The organism is Ectothiorhodospira magna, from assembly GCF_900110965.1.
Lineage (GTDB): Bacteria > Pseudomonadota > Gammaproteobacteria > Ectothiorhodospirales > Ectothiorhodospiraceae > Ectothiorhodospira > Ectothiorhodospira magna.
In genome coordinates, this window is sequence record NZ_FOFO01000014.1 from 65,640 (window position 1) to 83,362 (window position 17,723).

Genomic DNA, 17,723 nt, shown 5'->3' on the forward strand with positions numbered 1-17,723 from the left:
CGCCCCCCATATCAGGAGATATCGGTGGCAAACCCACCTCCGCCGTCATGGAGATACCCCCACAATGGGCGTACCATGTAGGCAACCGCTACAGGACGAAGACACGCCGCTGCTGGCACTGACCAGTAAAAATGCGGGCCGATGTGGTATCTCAAGTACCAGACCGGAGCACTCTGCATCACAGGATCAAGGGGCCGTTGTTTGATGCTGCCATATCTGAAAATTCTATTGATAGGCCTACTTTTCTATCTCTCTGGTAGCGCCCATGCCCACACCCATACCCTGGGTGTACTGGCCTTTAGACCTGTGCCCGTGACCGAACAACAATGGCAGCCCCTGGTGGATTATCTCAACGCGCAGATACCCGGCCTTGATCTTGGTTTGCGCGCCTTGAATTACCCTGATCTTGACGCCGCCATCATGGCCGGAGAGATACACTTTGTACTCACCAACCCTGCCCACTATGTCGTGTTGAGTCAGCGTGAGCGTTTTTCCTCCCCTTTGGCAAGTATCGTGAGAAACGTCGACGGTCAGGCCGTGCGGGGCTTTGGTGGCGTCATCCTCACAGAGGCGACACGCACGGATATACAAGCCATCACAGACCTTTTTGGAAAACGCATCGCAGCCGTTAGCGCTGATTCACTGGGCGGCTATCAAATGCAGGCCTATGCTCTGAAACAGGCAGGCATTGATCCGAAAAAAGATATTGAGGTGATGTTGACCGGCATGCCACATGATGGGGCAGTCCATGCGGTACTACAGGGAGAGGCGGATGCGGCTTTTGTCCGCAGCGGGGTGGTGGAAGCCATGATTGAGGCCGGTCACATACAGGCCAATGACCTGCGCATACTCAATCCCACACCGAAATCAGACTTTCCCCATCGGCTATCGACGCCACTGTATCCTGAATGGCCTTTTGTCATCTTGCTGCAAACCGATGAAGCCTTGGCGCTGAAGGTTGCGGCGGCTGTTTTATCCCTTCCGCGAGAGGGTGATATTGCTCGTCAGATCGGGATTTACGGCTTTGGCATTCCGGCGGATTACCGACCGGTGGAGAACCTGCTGCGCGAGTTGCGCCTGCCCCCCTTTGATCAAGCGCCCCCGTTTACCCTGTACGATACCTGGCAACGCTGGCAATGGCAGTGGACGTTACTGTTTGCCACCATCATCTTTTCATTATTAGGCATTATTTTATTTTTACTGCTGGAAAAGAGAAATCAGATTCGAGAAAAAAAACAGGCCGATATCGTAGCCAAAAATCGTGCTGCGATGGATAACATTGCCATGACCATTGCGGCGGAAAATTCCGCCAGCACAATCCTTGCCACCACTTGCCGCTGCATTGGTGAGGCAATGAATGCAGACCGCTCATTGGTTTATAACATCGACTTTAAACAACAGCTTGTTATCGGACTGAACGAGTGGATCAATGCGGAGCAATCTACAATCACGCCCAGTATTGGCACCTATCCACTGGCACTGTTCAAGGATGGATTGACTTACATACGCGAACAAAAAGAGTCCCTTGTCAGCCATCGCAGTGAGATACATCCTGAACTGGTCAAAGACGGCTCAGCGCAGATTCTGCATCAGGACATGCATATTGATTCACTGATCTGGTTTCCTTTTGCCTTCACCGATCAAGGCTATCATTTAATTGTACTCAACTGGCTGGATCATCACACCATTAAAGATGAACAGCGTAATTTCTTGACCTCGGCTGTACAATTGGTCTCACTGGCGCTCAACAAGATCAATTTATTGGAAAAACAGCAGCGGGCCGAGGGTGAATCACGGCGCTTCAAAGCCATTGCGGATAACTCAGTCTATGGCAATGCCATTGCAGACTTGCAAGGTCATTTTATTTATGTCAATCGTTTTTTTGCCCATATCCATGGCTATGAACCCGAGGAATTGATCGGTCAACATATCACGGTCTTTCATTCCCCGGCACAGCTGGCTTCAATCAATACAATCATACAACACATGCTGGAGCAGGGACATTTTCCGCCCACCGAGGTATGGCATATCCATCGTGATGGCAGCGAATTTCCAATGCTCATGAGCGGCATCATCATGCATGATGAGCGCGGTGTACCGGCCTACATGGCCGCCGCTGCCATTGATCTCACCGCACATTATCAGGCCGAGCAAAACTATAGGACGCTGTTTGGCAAGATGCTTGATGGATTTGCACTGTATGAGGTGCTCCATGACAGTCTGGGCAACCCGGTAAATTATCGTTTTCTGGCTGTCAATCCGGCCTTTGAGCAAATCACAGGTTCAACGGCTAAAGATCTGCTTGAATGCACAATACTCGATGTACTGCCAGGTTCTCAGGCCCATCTGCTGGAAAGTTTTGGCGAGGTTGTGGTGTCGGGGGAGCCGGCATTTTTTGAAACCCATGTCAAAGAATTGGGCAAGCACTTGGCCATCAGTGCATTTTGCCCCGCCCCCGGACAATTTGCCTGTATCTTCAGAGACATCACCGAACGCAAGCAAGCCGAAACTGCACTGATTGAGGCAAAAATCGCCGCCGAGGCGGCCACCGTTGCCAAAAGCGAATTTCTTGCCAATATGAGCCACGAAATCCGTACCCCCATGAACGGGGTGATCGGCATGACCTCCCTGCTCCTGGATACACCCCTGGACAGCGAACAAAGGCGCCATGCCGAAACCATCAAATTCAGTGCCGAAGCCTTATTGGGGCTTATCAATGATATTTTGGATTTCTCCAAGATCGAGGCGGGCAAGCTTGATCTGGAAGCCGTGGATTTTGATTTGCAAAGCCTGCTCGATGATTTTGCCGACAGTCTGGCCTTGCGCGCCCACGGCAAGGGACTGGAACTGATCTGCACACTGGCGCCCAAGGTACCCACATTACTGACCGGCGATCCAGGACGCCTGCGTCAGGTACTGCTCAACCTGGCTGGCAATGCCATCAAATTTACCCAGCAAGGGGGGGTTGTCATACGGGTTTCACTGGTTGCGGAGCCGTCTCAGTCCCCCGATTCTGTGTTGTTGCATTTTTCGGTACGGGATACCGGGATCGGTATTCCCTCTGACAAACTGGGTCTGCTGTTTAACAAATTCAGCCAGGTGGATGCCTCCAATACCCGTGAATATGGCGGCACAGGGCTGGGGCTTGCAATTTCCAGACAGCTTGCTGAAATCATGGGAGGGAAAATCGGTGTCAACAGCGTAGAAAACCAAGGCTCTGAATTCTGGTTTACGGCATGTTTCAAGTTGCAGGCAGACAGCCCGCAGACTCCCCCCCAGCCGCCTGCCGATTTTCAACATCTGCGGGTGTTGATTGTGGATGATCATGCCACGAACCGGGAAAGTCTCACCATATGCCTGACAGCTTGGGGGATGCAGGTGCAATCGGTTGCTGATGCCCCGACAGGGTTAGCCCGCTGTTACCAGGCCCTCGCTGAAGATCGGCCATTTGAGCTGGCCATCATTGATCAGTACATGCCGGGTATGGACGGCGAGGCACTGGGGCGCGCCATCAGGACAGACAGCAGGCTTGAAGCACTGAAACTGATCATGCTCATCCCCCTGGGGCATCAAGGTGATGCCCGCCGCTTGCAGGGCATTGGTGTTGATGCCTGTGTCACCAAACCTGTCCGGCATACAGAACTCAAAAATAGTCTGGTTCAGGTATTGTCGGCTACCGGTACGCTTGATGCCCCTGCCTCCTGTGAAGCGGCATCCGCAACAGAGGCATCAAGTATGCCTTTTGCCGGATACCAGGCACGCATACTGCTCGCTGAAGATAATATCGTCAATCAGCAGGTGGCTTTAGGTATCTTGAAAAAAATGGGTTTAAGCGCTGACGTGGCCGCCAATGGTCATGAAGTCATTGATGCGCTAAGAAGGCAGCCCTATGACTTGATACTTATGGACATACAAATGCCTGAACTGGACGGGCTGGAAGCCGCCCGTCGCATACGTGACGGAAAAGCGGGGGACAAGGTATCGAATATCCCGATTGTTGCCATGACGGCCCATGCCATGCAGGGCCATAAAGATGCCTGCCTTGCCGCCGGCATGAACGACTATATGAGCAAACCCATTGCGGTGGATATACTGATTGAAATATTGAAGAAATGGTTGGCCCGTTGATGCCTCGGTCTTGCTGATGGGGGCACACCGTCGGAACAATCCTCAAGGCTGTTCCTGGAGCCTGTCAAAAAGCCAGCCCATGCTCTCGAATCCCACCACCGTAGCCACCAGAGTCACCAGCGACCAGACTGCAAGACTCAAGGTCATCCAGACCGCGGTCAAACGCCGATCCGCACCCATGGCCAGGGCCATGACCGCGGCCAGATGAATACCGGTTATCAACGGGCCTGCGAACGCGACCCCCGGCAGACCATAGCGGTCCCACACACGCTGCGCCCGTGGACTCCAGCGCCTTTTAATCGGTCCCCTGCGCCGTTCCCAGCCGCGGAACAGGGCGACGATGCCGAACACCGGCAGGGCATTCCCCATGAAACTCACCACCGTCACCGGCAGTGGGGCAAGCCCGAAACCCACGGCCACCGGGATCACCACCATGATTTCCAGCCAGGGGGTGGCCGCGGCAAGAAACACCAGAGCATATTGCCAAAGAAAATCAGGCACCACTTGACATCCCTTATACGGTTAAAGCCCGGAATTTTCCCACTCATTGGGTACACCCTCAGGCCCCAACCCTTGTTGCTGCCTTTCACGAGGATGATGGCATACGTTAATCTAACGGGCCAAAACGGTCGCCCGGTGCGACCACCTTCACCGCAAAGGGACCCGCCCCCCATGATCCTCACCCTCAACCAGCTTGAGCGGCACCTGTTCAGGGCCGCCGACATCCTGCGCGGGCGCATGGATGCCTCCGAGTTCAAGGAGTACATCTTTGGCATGCTCTTCCTGAAACGCTGCTCGGATGTCTTCGACCAGCGCCGGGAGGCGGTGCGTGACCAACTCAGGCAGGCGGGGGTGGGGGAGGCCGATATGGCCCCGCAGATCGAGATGCCCGACTGGTACCGCGCCACCTTCTATGTGCCGCCCCAGTCCCGCTGGACGTATCTGCTCAAGGAAGCCCATCACGGAGTGGGCAGCGCCCTCAACAAGGCGCTGGCCGGCCTGGAAGAACACAACCCCAGCCTGGCGGGGGTGCTGGAGCACATCGACTTCACCCGCAAGGTGGGTTCCACCACCCTGCCGGACAGGAAACTCCGGGACCTGATCGTTCATTTCAGCGCATACCGCCTGCGCAACGAGGACTTCGAGTTCCCCGACCTGCTGGGCGCCGCCTACGAGTACCTGATCCGCGACTTCGCCGATTCCGCCGGCAAGAAGGGCGGCGAATTCTACACCCCCCGCCCGGTGGTCCGCATGATGGTGCGGCTGATGAATCCCCAGGAGGGCCACAGCGTTTATGACCCTTGCATGGGGTCCGGCGGCATGTTGATCCATGCCAAGGAATACCTGGAAGAGCAGGGCGGTAATCCGCGCTTTCTCAACCTGTTCGGCCAGGAAGCCTCCGGCTCTGTCTGGGCCATCGCCAAGATGAACATGCTGCTGCACGGCGTGAACAGCGCCGACCTGCGCAACGATGACACCCTCACCGATCCAGCCCACGTGGAGGGCGGCGAACTCAAGCGTTTCGACCGCATCCTCACCAATCCGCCGTTCTCCATCGGCTACACCCCCAGCCCGCACTTCCCCGAGCGCTTCCACTACGGCAGCGTACCGGAGGGGGCCAAGAAGGCCGACCTGATGTTCCTGCAGCACATGGTGGCCTGCCTCAAGTCTGATGGCCGCCTGGCCACCGTCATGCCCCACGGCGTGCTGTTCCGGGGTGGTGACGAGAAGCGCATCCGCGCCGGTCTGCTGGAGGATGATCTGGTGGAAGCGGTGATCGGCCTGGCGCCCAATCTCTTTTATGGCACCGGCATCCCCGCCAGCATCCTGGTGCTGCGGGCCAAGGGGGCCAAGCCCGACGACCGCCAGGGCCGGGTGCTGTTCATCAACGCCGACCGGGAATTCTTTGAAGGCCGCGCCCAGAACCATCTGCTGCCGGAGCACATCGAGAAGATCGCCAGCACCTATGACGCCTTCGAGGACGTGCCCGGCTTCGCCCGGGTGGTGCCGGTTTCGGAGTTGCGGGACAACGACTACAACCTCAACATTCGCCGCTACGCCGACAACACCCCGGCGCCGGAACCCCAGGATGTCCGCGCCCACCTCAAGGGTGGCGTACCGGTGGCCGAGATCGACGCCAAGCGCCCGCTGTTTGATGCCCAGGGCCTCGCCCCCCTGGGGCTGTTCACCCCGAGGGCAGATGACCCTGACTACGTGGATTTTGCCGGGCACCTGACCGAGAAACGCGACCTCAAACCCGCCGTCGAGGCGGATGCCGGTCTCACCGCCAAGGAAGCCCGCGTGATGGCCGCCTTCGAGGCTTGGTGGACCGAGCACGGTGGCAGCATCACCGGTCTGTCCGGCAATGGGGGTCGCCTCACCCAACTGCGCGATGAACTGCTGGGCAGCTTCTCGTCAGCCCTGGAACCCACCGCCATGCTGGATCGTTTTGCAGTGCGGGGCATCATTGCCGGCTTCTGGTTCGACAACAAGAACGAGTTCCGCACCCTGCAGGCCCGTGGTTGCCTGGGGGTGGTGGACGCCTGGCGCACCGCCATCGTGAGCCTTTTGGAAGACGAGCAGAGCAAGGCCAATCCCCTCGACCACCGTCTGGTCCACTTCCTGATGGAGGACTATGTGGCGGAACTGGAAGAGCTGGCTGCCCGCAAGGCGGAACTGGATGCCCGCATCAAGGCTGCCGAGGCCAAGCCCGACGGTGATGACGGCGACGAGGTGGAATCCGACGGCAGTGAGGACGACGACGCCCCGACGCCGGAGCAGATCAAGACCTGGAAGAGCGAGCGCACTCAGGTCAGGAAGCAGCACAAGGCAAAGGTGGCCAGTTTCGAGGCACACCTCAACGCCGCCGTGGACGCCCTGGACGAGCCGGCCGCCGCCGAACTGGTGGGCACCATCCTGCACAACGACCTCAAGGGCATTCTGGAGCGCTACATCCGCCAGCAGCGCCAGCAGGTGATCGCGGCGTTCGAGACCTGGTGGGACAAGTATCGGGTGACGCTGGGGGAGATTGAGGCCGAGCGGGATGCGGCGGCGAGGGAGTTGCGGGGGTATTTGGAGGGGTTGGGGTATGTCTGATTATCCGCAGCTACTTTCTGAATTGCCAAGTGACTGGAGCATTCTTTTCATCGAGGAGATTGGAGAAGTCATCAGCGGCGGCACCCCTAGTCGAAGTAATCCCCGGTATTGGGGGGGTGAGATTCCATGGGTCACTCCTGGTGAGGTGACAGGGCTTGGAAGGAAGTGCTTGGAGAAAACGGATGAAAAGATTACCACTGAAGGTCTGGTGCGAAGTGGCGCAAAGTTGCTGCCGCCCAATAGCCTGCTGATCACAACGCGCGCCTCGTTAGGTGCAGCGGCTCTCAATGCGGCTCCGGCAACGACGAATCAAGGCTTCAAGAGCATAGCTTTTACCAAGGATTTTAGTGCTGATTATTATTATCACTGGTCAACGAAGTTAAAAGATGAGTTGGTGCGCCTCGCATCTGGAACAACTTTCCTTGAAATATCCGGTTCTCAGTTCCGAAAGATCTGTGTGCCAGCGCCACCACATGCTGAACAGCTAAAAATCGCCTGCATCCTCGACACCCTCGACACCCAGATCCAGAAAACCGAGGCGCTGATCGCCAAGCTGGAGAAGGTCAAGGAGGGCCTGCTCCACGACCTGCTGACCCGCGGCATCGACGAGAACGGCCAGCTCCGCCCCAGCCCCGAGCAGGCGGCGGAGCTCTACAAGGAGTCGCCGCTGGGGCTGATTCCGAGGGAGTGGGGTCTTGAGTCTCTCGGTCAGTGTTTATCCCAATACGGTGGGTTCATTCAGACCGGTCCATTCGGTTCACAGCTGCACGCAGAAGAATACGTCAATGAAGGCGTACCGGTAGTCATGCCTCAATATATGCGTGATATTGAGGTATCCAAGGAAAATATTGCCCAGATAACTGAAGAGAGAGCGCGCGACCTAAGTCGTCACAGAGTAAGTGAAGGTGACTTGCTTTATTCTCGGAGAGGAGATCTCAGTCGATGCTCCTTTATGTCCGAATCAAATGAAGGTTGGCTTTGTGGAACTGGGTGCTTGCTACTGCGGCCTACGAAATATATCAATGGCTACTGGCTGGCCAATATTTACAAGCAGCCAAGCGTGCAATCACAAGTCTATGGAATGGCGGTTGGCTCGACAATGGTGAACCTGAACTCTGAGGTTTTGGCAAATATCATTATTCCGATTCCAAGTCTTCAGGAGCAAGATAAGGTGGCAGATGCCATCAGGTCTTTCAAGAAAAGGCTTCTCAATGAGGTGAACGTGCTCAATAAGCTGAAGCTCCAAAAAACCGGCCTCATGAACGACCTCCTCACCGGCCACGTCCGCGTCACCCCGTTGCTCGACCAGGCCCAGACCCCCACCCCGGCATAAACAGAGCTACCCGCAACATCAGGACCACATCGCACAGGGAGCCCTCCATGACCACCTTCGACAGCACCAAGCGTTCTCTCCCGGAACTGCTCAAGGACATCACCACCGGCAAGATCCAGCTCCCCGATTTCCAGCGCGGCTGGGTGTGGGACGACGACCACGTGCAGAGCCTCCTGGTCAGCATCGCCCGCTCCTTCCCCGTGGGCGCGGTGATGCTGATGGAGACCGGCGGCGAAGTGCGTTTCGAGACCCGCCCGGTGGAGGGCATCGACCCGGACAAGGTCACCAAATCCCCGGACCAGCTGATCCTCGACGGCCAGCAGCGCCTCACCAGCCTGACCCAGGCGGTGGGCCTGGACGCTCCGGTGAACACCCGGACCAGCAAGGGCAAGCCCATCAAGCGCCATTATTATTTCGATATCCGCACCGCCCTAGAGGGGGAGGATCGCCTGGAGGACGCGGTGATCGCGGTGGACGAGCATCGCCAGACCCGCAAGAACTTTGGCCGGGACGTGGATATTGACCTGTCCACCCGCCAGCTGGAGTGTGAGCAACTGTACTTCCCCTGCGACAAGCTGCTGTCACCCAACGACTGGGCCGGTGACCTGTTCAAGTACAACAAGGACGAGATCGGCACCTACTTCCAGTTCCAGGAGAAGATCATCAGCGCCTTCTCCGCCTATCAACTGCCGGTGATCGAACTGAAGAAGGAGACCTCCAAGGAGGCGGTCTGCCTGGTGTTCGAGAAGGTGAACACCGGGGGTGTGCAGTTGTCGGTGTTCGAGTTGATCACCGCCAGCTATGCCGCCGAGGGCTATAACCTGCGGGACGACTGGTTCGGCTCCGACATCCGCAAGGTGGCCTCCCGCAAGGCCCGTTTCGAGGCCCACGAGTTGCTCCAGGACGTACAGAGCACCGACCTGCTTCAGGCCATCACCCTGCTGCACACCCGGGAGCGCAAGCTGGATGACCTCCGGGCCGGCAAGACGGGCAAGCAGGTGCGCCCGGTCAGTGCCAAGCGCGCCTCCGTTCTGGACCTGCCCCTGGAAGCCTACCGGCGCTGGGCCGATGCCGTGGAGAGGGGCTTTATTGAAGCGTCCTACTTCCTCAAGGGCGAGTGTTTCTACAGCCGCCGCGAGCTGCCCTATGCCACCCAACTGGTGCCCCTGGCCGCGGTGATGACCCTGCTGGGCAAGCGCTGGCGGGAGCCGCGTATCCACGCCAAGCTCTCCCGGTGGTTCTGGAGCGGTGTGCTGGGGGAGCTTTACGGCGGCGCCGTGGAGACCCGTATCGCCCTGGACCTGGAGGAACTGATGAACTGGTTCGAGGACGATGCCGAACTGCCACGCACCGTGATCGATGCCTCTTTCGATCCCACCCGCCTGGAGTCGCTGCGCAGCCGTAACAGCGCCGCCTATAAGGGCATCAACGTGCTGATCCTGCGGGAAGGCGCCGAGGATTTCTTCTGGAAGGGGGATATTCAATATCTCGACAACCAGGGCGTCGAGTTGGATATTCACCACATCTTCCCCCGCGCCTGGTGCCAGGCCCAGGGCCTCTCCTATCGCGTCTACGATTCCATCATCAACAAGACGCCGATCTCCGCCAGGACCAACCGCATGATCGGCGGTGATGCGCCTTCGGCCTATCTGGCCCGTCTACAGGGTCATCAGCAGGTCCAGCTTGACGATGGGGCGATGAACGCCATCCTGGAGGGCCACCGCATCCCCGCCGAGACGTTGCGCGCCGATGACTTCGACGCCTTCTACCAGCAGCGCAAGCGTCGTCTGCTGGAGATCATCGAGAAAGCCATGGGCAAGAAAGCGCTGGTGGGGTCGGAACCCGCTTGATATTTTGTCTGTTTTGTCTAAAGTAGACAAAATCTTGCTCCCTGCAAGAAGGAGGGGCTCATGCGCACCATCACCGCCAGCGAGGCAAAACAGGGCTTTGCCAAGTTAATCGACACCGCCAGCCGGGAGCCGGTGATTATCCAGCGCCAGAAGCGTGATGTTGCCGTGGTGCTTTCCATGGCAGAGTACGAACGCCTGACAAGACTCAACGTCGCCGAGTTTCAGCGTTTTTGTGACCGCATCGGCAGTCAGGCTAAAGCCGCCGGCCTGGACGAAGCCAAACTGACTGAGTTGCTCGCCTCGGACGATTGAAGACCGGCGATGCGCACGGAAGAAACCCGCTTGGTCCTGGACACCAATACCCTGATCAGCCGCATGCTGGCGCCACAAGGCACAGCCGGGCGTGCCGTGGACAAGGCGCTGGCCCAGGGCGTTCTACTGGCTTCCGAAGAAACATTGACCGAATTGGCCAATGTCCTTTCCCGCCCCAAGTTTGATCGTTATGTTTCTCTCGAAGGGCGACGGCAATTCCTCCAATTGCTCGGCGGAGTTGTCCGCGTGGTCCCCATTCAGCATCGCATCCAGGCCTGTCGCGATCCGAAGGACGACATGCTGCTGCATGTAGCCCTCAATGGCGAGGCACAATATCTGGTCACCGGCGATCAGGATTTGTTGATACTTGGCAGTGACTTTTGGAAAAGCCACGGGCTGCGCATCCTCTCGCCGGCCGATTATCTTGAGTTGCCATAAGCAAGGACGATTACATCCACGCGATCCATGCTGGGCTGGCTGGTATGCTGATTTTGCGCGCATACCGCGCCCCCTGCATCAAAAACCCTACAGCAGCACGGAGCAGCCACGGCATGGCAGGTCCCGAATATACGGATGTCGAAAAGCCCTTCACCGACCAGTTGGTGGGGCAGGGCTGGGCGTTTCTGGCCGGCTCGGTGGACGATCCCGCCGTGACCCACCGGGACAGCTTCGCCCAGGTGGTGATGGAACCGCTGCTGCGGGAGCAGTTGCGCGCCATCAACCTGCGTGACGGCGAGCCTTGGCTTGATGAGGGGCGATTGGATCAGGCCGTGGCGGCCATCACCCGGCTCCCCGCCAGCAAGGTGCTGGAGGCGAATCAGCAGGCCACCGATCTGCTGCTCAATGGTCTGTCGGTGGAGGGCCTGGAAGGGTGGGACGGGGGCCGTGGCCAGACGCTGCGATACATCGACTGGGATGAACCTGCCAACAACGTCTTCACCGTGGTCAACCAGTTCAAGGTGAAGTGCCCGCCCGGCCACGATGGCGCCAAGGGCCACGTGATCCCCGACCTGGTGCTGTTCGTCAACGGCATCCCGCTGGTGGTGGTGGAGTGCAAGAGTCGCAGTGTGCCGGAGGGGATCAGTCAGGCGGTGGACCAGTTGCGCCGTTACCATGATCAGCGCTGGCTGGACGGAGAAGTGGGGGAGCACGAGGGGGCACCTGCCCTGTTTGCCACCACCCAGTGCCTGGTGGCCAGCAACTTCGACGATGCCAGGGTGGGCACCGTCGGCGCCCGCTTTGCCCATTACCTGAGCTGGAAGACGGTGGCACCCCGGCGCGAAGCGGAGGTGGTCCTGGATTTGGGCGTGGCGGATCTTTCCGCCCAGCAACGCCTGATCGCCGGGATGCTGACCCGGGCCAACCTGCTGGATATCGTGCGCCATTACACCCTGTTCATGAACCTGGGCGGCCAGACCATCAAGCTGGTCTGCCGCTACCAGCAGTTCCGTGGGGTGACCCGGGCCGTGGAGCGGCTGAAACAGGGCAAGACCCGGCGACAGGATGGAGAAGCGGATCGCCGTGGCGGCATCGTCTGGCACACCCAGGGCAGCGGCAAGAGCCTGTCCATGGTATTCCTGGTCCGTAAGCTACGCACCGACCCCGCCCTGCGCCGCTTCAAGGTGGTGGTGATCACCGACCGCAAGGATTTGCAGACCCAGCTTGCCGATACCGCCCGACTCACCGGCGAGAGCGTGGAAAAAGCAGGCAACACCGCCGAACTCAAGACACTGCTGGCCCGGGATGGCCCCGGTCTGGTGTTTGGCACCATTCAGAAATACCGCGACCCGGATGCCGAAGGGGAGGGCGATGCCTATGAGATCCCCGAGGGCAGGGGGCTGGACTGGGCGCACCGGGATGTGGCCGAGCCCGACCTCTTGAGCGGCAACCGCACCCCGAAGAAACCCGCCCTGAGCGCGCCCTTCGAGGTGCTCAACACCAGCGAGGACATCCTGATCCTGGTGGACGAGGCCCACCGCACCCAGGCCGGCGACCTGCACGCCAACATGATGCGCGCCCTGCCCAACGCGGCCCGCATCGGCTTCACCGGCACGCCCATCATCATGGGCGACAAGAAACGCACCCACGACATCTTCGGCGAATACATCGACCGCTACACCATTCAGGAGGCGGAGCAGGACGGCGCCACCGTGCCCATCCTCTATGAGGGACGCACCGCCAAGGGGGCGATCAAGGACGGCGCCAGCCTGGATGGCCTGTTCGAGGACCTGTTTCGGGACCATAGCCCGGAAGAACTGGAGGCGATCAAGAAGAAGTACGCCACCAAGGGACAGATCTTCGAGGCACCACAACTGATCCGGGAAAAGGCCCAGGACATCCTGCGTCACTACGTCACCCATATCCTGCCCAACGGCTACAAGGCCCAGCTGGTGGCCTACAGCCGCCGCGCCGCGTTGCGCTACGTTGAAGCCCTGGAGACGGCCCGCGCCGAACTGCTGGAAGAAGCCCTGGCCCTCTCCCCCGAGGACAAGGCGCTGGATGACACCCAACTGCTCACGCGGCCACCACGGGTGAAGGCGGCGATCCAGTCCTGGCGCCATCGTCAGGTGCTGCGCCAGTTGGCCTTCGCCGTGGTGTTCAGCAGCGGCAACAACGATGACCCCGCCTGGGCCAGGTGGAGCGACCGGGCCGCCGTCGAGCGCCATATCCAGCGTTTCAAGAAGCCCCTGCCGCCGCTGGACGGCACGCCGCCCACCGATGCCTCCCGGTACGATCCGCTGGCCTTCTTGATCGTCAAGAGCATGTTGCTCACCGGTTTCGATGCCCCCATCGAGGGGGTGATGTACCTGGACCGGTCCCTGCGGGAGGCGGAGTTGCTGCAGGCCATTGCCCGGGTCAACCGCACCGGCCATGGCAAGACCCACGGCATCGTGGTGGACTACTTTGGCGTGGCCAACCACCTCAAGGAGGCCCTGGCCGCCTACAGCGAGGAGGACATCGAGGGTGCCCTGCGGAGCCTCAAGGACGAAATTCCCCTGCTGCGGGACCGCCATCTGCGGGTGATTGATGTGCTGCGCGGGCAGGGGGTGGATGACCTGGACGACACCGAGGAAGCGGTGCAGGCGCTGGCGGATGAGCGGGTACGGGCCGAGTTCGTGGTCAAGCTCAAGGCGTTCAGCCGGGGGCTGGACGATGTGCTGCCGCGCCCGGAAGGGCTGGCCTTCGTCAACGACGCCAAACGGTTGGCCTATATCCACGCCCTGGCGCGCAATCGTTACAAGGACACCCCGGAACTGGGCCAGGATATCGGCAACAAGGTGCGCCGGCTGATTGATGATTATGTGATCTCCCTGGGCATCGACCCACGCATCCCGCCGGTACAACTCACCGATGCCGAGTTCGATGCCCACCTGGGCCGCCAGGTGGGGGATCGTGCCAAGGCATCGGAGATGGCCCATGCGGTGCGCGCCCACGTGCGCAAGCACATGGACGAGGACCCGGTGAAGTATGGGCGCCTCAGCGAGCGCCTGGAGGCACTGCTTCAGCAGCTGGATGGCCAGTGGGCCGAACAAGTGGCTGCCCTGGAGGGGCTGATCCATCAGCTGCGGGAGGGTGCCGTCATCGACGGCGAGGCGATCCCGGACATGCCCACCCATGCCGAGCCCTTCTGGCGGGAACTGGTGGCCAGTAGCGGCCTGACACCGGAGTCCCTGGACGCGGCCCAGGCCAACAGGCTGCTGGAAGCCACCGAGGAACTGGTGGCCCGGATCCAGCAGGACATCACCATCCCCGACTTCTGGAAGCCCTCGCACATTCCGGATCAGGAAGCCCTGCGTCAGCACCTGTTCACCACGCTGATGATCCGGCGGCTGGTTCCCTTCGACCGTGCCAGCGAGGTGTCGCAGCGGTTGCTGGACCTGGCCCGGAGCAATCACGACAGGCTGGTGAGCGCATGACCCAGCTGGCTGTGGATGATCTCACCCTTGAGGTGCGCGAAAGCGCACGCCGCAAGACCCTGGAGATCACCGTGGACCGGGGGGGCGAGCTGATCATTTCGGCGCCTTCGGGCACCGATGAGCAGCATCTGCGGGATTTTGTGGTGGAAAAGCGGCTGTGGATCTACCGCAAGCTGGCGGAAAAGGCCGAGTGCCGGCGTCCATTGCCGCAAAAGCAATACGTCAACGGCGAGGGGTTTTTGTACCTGGGCCGCAGTTACCGACTCAAGCGGGTATCCGAGGATGCCCAGGATGCCCCGCTCAAACTGGTGGCGGGGCGTTTCCGGTTGCGCGAGGATGCCCTGCCCAATGCCCGGGAACACTTCATCCGCTGGTACAGCGCCCGCGCCACGGACTGGCTGACCGCCAGGGTGAAGGCGCAGGCCCGGCCCATGGGGGTGGAGCCGGCGGGCGTGAAGGTCCAGGACCTGGGCTATCGCTGGGGCTCCTGCGGCAAGGGAAACCGGGTCTATTTCCACTGGAAGACCATCCTGCTGCCCCGCCCCATCGCCGAGTATGTGGTGGTGCATGAACTGGTTCACCTGCACGAACCCCATCACACCCCTGGGTTCTGGCGGCGCCTGGAGCGGGCCATGCCGGACTATGAACAGCGCAAGGGCTGGCTGGCCCGGCATGGGATCGAGGTGGAGGGGATTTAAATTTTAAATCGGCCAATCAAAGTGTTAAGGGACTCAGCGCGCTCGGCCAGACCCTTGCTGACTTGCTGGGTGTTCTGCATGGCATCCAGGGCTTCGGCGACCAGATTATTAATCCGCGCCAAATTGGCACTGATTTCTTCCGCCACCTGGCTTTGCTGATGTGCTGCTGAAGCAATCTGCACCCCCCACTCGCTCACCTGATTGACACTAGAATCGATCTGTTCCAGCGAATTGCCTGCCTCTTGTGCGCGTTCAGCACAACGGCTCGCCTGTTCAGCGCCGGCCTCAATCGCAGTGGAGACATCATTGGCTGCCTGCTGTACTGCCTGAATCATCTGCTGAATTTCACCGGTCGACCTCTGGGTTCTACTGGCGAGTTGACGCACTTCGTCAGCCACGACAGCAAAACCGCGCCCATGATCCCCTGCCCGAGCCGCTTCGATAGCAGCATTCAAGGCCAAAAGGTTGGTTTGCTCAGCAATATTCTCAATGGTGGTAATGACCTCACCGATATTGCTACTGCCTTCTTCCAATCGACCCAAGGTGGTCTTCAGGGCCGACATTTCCCTTGCCAGACGATCAATTGCCTGAACCGTCGAGGTGACCACACCCACACCTTCCCGTGTTGACGCCTGGGCTTGATTGGCCGCTTCCTGGGTTGATGCCGCTTGCGAAGCCACCTCGGTGGCCGATGCTGCCATTTGTGTACTGGCTGACGCCACTTGATTGACCTCCTGGGTCTGCTCAAATGCCATCTTTTGACTCGTTTGACTCTGACTGACCAGTTGACCGGTTGCCGAAGACAGATCGGTGGTTGTCTGCGCCACTTCCTGCAACACCTGACGCAAAGTGGCCGTATAGCCGTTGAATGCTGAAAACAGTTGCTGTAACTCGTCCTGATATTTGCCGGTATCCAGTTGCAGTGTCAGATCATTCTGGTGACGCCCCAAACGCTCCACATTAGCCACAATCAAGCGCACGATGTTTTGCCGTACCATCCAGGCTACACTCAGCCCCATCACGATAATCAATACCACCAAAAGACCAATCATCAACCAGCTGAAATGGACCATCTGCTCCACGCTGGACAGTACAGTTTCCGGGTCTTCACCAAAGATATGCACTCCAATCAAACGCCCTTGATCATCATGCACTTTATAAACAGAAGCAAACCAGTCTTCATTCAGTAAAAAGCCATGATGCATCAGGGCATCCAGATCCAGCTGCCGTGCAAAATCAAGGGCAGTGGAACCAAACCAACTGTCATTGGCCACCAGAAAGTCACCAATGACCGTATTTCTTGCCACACCCGGTGCAATATCGGTGATATCTGCCGGCAGAAGAAAAATATAGCGACGGCCCTCGGCTTCAAATCCTTGGCGTATGCCATCAAAACCCATGGCAATTTCAAAAGCTCCCCGATACTCCCCATCGACACGAATAGGCGCCAGGGCACGAATTGTCAGCCCGGAACGCCCCACTTCAGTGGCATCTGTAAACGGAGACTGCTCACGCAACATACGATTGACACTGGGGCGAAAAGTAATGTCATCATCGTAAAAGTCTCGTGACCAGCTTCTCAGCCAGGTGCGCCCATCTGCGGTGTGAATATGGGTGTTGACGGTACCGGCCTGCAATTCGTCAAACAAGCGCTGGCGTAAATGGTTGGCCCGACGATGGGCCAGATCCCGATCATCGGATTCCAATGCGTTGATGTATATGGGGCTGCTGGAAAGTGTCATCGCCAAACCAAGGGCCAGGTCTTTTTTGGCCTGTAGCCGTTCCTGAAAAATGAGATTAAACGCTTCGGAACGCTCCGCTACCGCCTGATCCGCCATTTGTCCGCGAAGATGGGTGACATATATCAGGCTGATGGCCAGCAAAAACAAACCTATAATACTGATATTTAAAACCAGGCGCTGTTGCAGGGATAGATTTTTAAACATCGTAAAAGTCCTGTTTTTAAATGAAGTCGGCTGGCTGCTTTGCATGATGGCCACCACGCTCACCTGGGTGTACGGCCAGCACCTGGAAAAGGCGCCACCACGCCGTTACGCTACCCAGGAACGGTCCGAATATGCGTTCGCCGACCTGCGCCGTGCCTTGGCGCGTGATCTCAGTAACGAGGGTTTTGGTATCCGTTGCCCGGATTCGCCAAAATCACCACAAAATACCCTGATCTCACGGCTACTGGCGCTCGCAGCGTGAGGGAAATTCGGAAACTTCAGCCAAACGTTAAAGCTGGTCATAGTGCCCGCCGATGGCGAATATGTAAATGGACTTCTCGTCAAATTGATATATAAGCCGATCTTTCTGCGAAATCCGTTTTGACCAGAGGCCAGTAAGGTTGTGCTTAAGTTGCTCGGGCTTACCCAGCCCCGATGACGGA

12 protein-coding genes are annotated in these 17,723 nt (G+C 58.7%); 9 read left to right on the plus strand and 3 right to left on the minus strand.

Annotated features, from left to right (window positions below):
* Positions 1–204: 204 nt before the first annotated feature.
* A complete protein-coding gene (locus BMX62_RS07180; RefSeq protein ID WP_162273516.1) occupies positions 205–4,128 on the plus strand; it encodes a PhnD/SsuA/transferrin family substrate-binding protein in 3,924 nt (1,307 codons plus the stop codon).
* A 42-nt stretch (positions 4,129–4,170) separates the two neighbouring features.
* On the opposite strand, the gene BMX62_RS07185 is transcribed toward BMX62_RS07180, so the two are convergent.
* Positions 4,171–4,629, minus strand: a complete 459-nt coding sequence (locus BMX62_RS07185) for a small multi-drug export protein (protein ID WP_238375897.1) — start codon at positions 4,627–4,629, stop codon at positions 4,171–4,173.
* A 171-nt stretch (positions 4,630–4,800) separates the two neighbouring features.
* Here BMX62_RS07185 and BMX62_RS07190 point away from each other — a divergent pair, with 171 nt between their 5' ends.
* The 7 genes from BMX62_RS07190 to BMX62_RS07220 all read left to right on the plus strand — a co-directional run bounded on the left by BMX62_RS07190 (position 4,801) and on the right by BMX62_RS07220 (position 15,334).
* Complete coding sequence (locus tag BMX62_RS07190) at positions 4,801–7,224, plus strand: type I restriction-modification system subunit M (protein ID WP_090206537.1); 2,424 nt, start codon at positions 4,801–4,803, stop codon at positions 7,222–7,224.
* Positions 7,217–8,557: a restriction endonuclease subunit S gene (locus BMX62_RS07195; RefSeq protein WP_090206540.1), complete on the plus strand. Its 1,341-nt coding sequence runs from the start codon at positions 7,217–7,219 to the stop codon at positions 8,555–8,557. Before BMX62_RS07190 ends, BMX62_RS07195 begins: the two co-directional genes overlap by 8 nt.
* A 47-nt stretch (positions 8,558–8,604) precedes the next feature.
* The gene (locus tag BMX62_RS07200) at positions 8,605–10,407 is read left to right on the plus strand and encodes a GmrSD restriction endonuclease domain-containing protein (RefSeq protein ID WP_090206543.1); all 1,803 of its coding nucleotides are present in this window, start codon (positions 8,605–8,607) and stop codon (positions 10,405–10,407) included.
* A gap of 60 nt (positions 10,408–10,467) precedes the next feature.
* On the plus strand, positions 10,468–10,719 hold the full coding sequence (locus BMX62_RS07205) for a type II toxin-antitoxin system Phd/YefM family antitoxin (RefSeq protein ID WP_090206546.1): 252 nt from the start codon (positions 10,468–10,470) through the stop codon (positions 10,717–10,719).
* 9 nt (positions 10,720–10,728) lie between these two features.
* Positions 10,729–11,157, plus strand: a complete 429-nt coding sequence (locus tag BMX62_RS07210; RefSeq protein ID WP_090206549.1) for a putative toxin-antitoxin system toxin component, PIN family — start codon at positions 10,729–10,731, stop codon at positions 11,155–11,157.
* Between the two features lie 113 nt (positions 11,158–11,270).
* Complete coding sequence (locus tag BMX62_RS07215; RefSeq protein WP_090206552.1) at positions 11,271–14,636, plus strand: type I restriction endonuclease subunit R; 3,366 nt, start codon at positions 11,271–11,273, stop codon at positions 14,634–14,636.
* Positions 14,633–15,334: a M48 family metallopeptidase gene (locus BMX62_RS07220; RefSeq protein WP_090206557.1), complete on the plus strand. Its 702-nt coding sequence runs from the start codon at positions 14,633–14,635 to the stop codon at positions 15,332–15,334. Before BMX62_RS07215 ends, BMX62_RS07220 begins: the two co-directional genes overlap by 4 nt.
* Here the strand turns inward: BMX62_RS07220 and BMX62_RS07225 are convergent.
* Positions 15,331–17,325 carry a methyl-accepting chemotaxis protein gene (locus BMX62_RS07225; protein ID WP_238375900.1) on the minus strand — a complete coding sequence of 665 codons (1,995 nt, stop codon included), beginning with the start codon at positions 17,323–17,325 and terminating at the stop codon, positions 15,331–15,333. The genes BMX62_RS07220 and BMX62_RS07225 overlap by 4 nt on opposite strands.
* On the opposite strand from BMX62_RS07225, the gene BMX62_RS12655 reads away from it, so the two are divergent.
* Positions 17,324–17,542, plus strand: a complete 219-nt coding sequence (locus BMX62_RS12655) for a hypothetical protein (protein ID WP_143339688.1) — start codon at positions 17,324–17,326, stop codon at positions 17,540–17,542. The genes BMX62_RS07225 and BMX62_RS12655 overlap by 2 nt on opposite strands.
* A gap of 27 nt (positions 17,543–17,569) precedes the next feature.
* Here BMX62_RS12655 and BMX62_RS07230 read toward each other — a convergent pair.
* On the minus strand, positions 17,570–17,723 hold a 154-nt coding region (locus BMX62_RS07230; protein ID WP_143339690.1), incomplete at its 5' end, for a type II toxin-antitoxin system YoeB family toxin.

Excerpts from the sequence above, each read along its gene's own strand:
- BMX62_RS07215 (WP_090206552.1), top strand. The coding sequence starts at position 11,271 with ATGGCAGGTCCCGAATATACGGATGTCGAAAAGCCCTTCACCGACCAG.
- BMX62_RS07190 (WP_090206537.1), top strand. The coding sequence starts at position 4,801 with ATGATCCTCACCCTCAACCAGCTTGAGCGGCACCTGTTCAGGGCCGCC.
- BMX62_RS07195 (WP_090206540.1), top strand. The coding sequence starts at position 7,217 with ATGTCTGATTATCCGCAGCTACTTTCTGAATTGCCAAGTGACTGGAGC.
- BMX62_RS07225 (WP_238375900.1), bottom strand. The coding sequence starts at position 17,325 with ATGCAAAGCAGCCAGCCGACTTCATTTAAAAACAGGACTTTTACGATG.
- BMX62_RS07200 (WP_090206543.1), top strand. The coding sequence starts at position 8,605 with ATGACCACCTTCGACAGCACCAAGCGTTCTCTCCCGGAACTGCTCAAG.
- BMX62_RS07210 (WP_090206549.1), top strand. The coding sequence starts at position 10,729 with ATGCGCACGGAAGAAACCCGCTTGGTCCTGGACACCAATACCCTGATC.
- BMX62_RS07180 (WP_162273516.1), top strand. The coding sequence starts at position 205 with ATGCTGCCATATCTGAAAATTCTATTGATAGGCCTACTTTTCTATCTC.
- BMX62_RS07220 (WP_090206557.1), top strand. The coding sequence starts at position 14,633 with ATGACCCAGCTGGCTGTGGATGATCTCACCCTTGAGGTGCGCGAAAGC.
- BMX62_RS07205 (WP_090206546.1), top strand. The coding sequence starts at position 10,468 with ATGCGCACCATCACCGCCAGCGAGGCAAAACAGGGCTTTGCCAAGTTA.
- BMX62_RS12655 (WP_143339688.1), top strand. The coding sequence starts at position 17,324 with ATGATGGCCACCACGCTCACCTGGGTGTACGGCCAGCACCTGGAAAAG.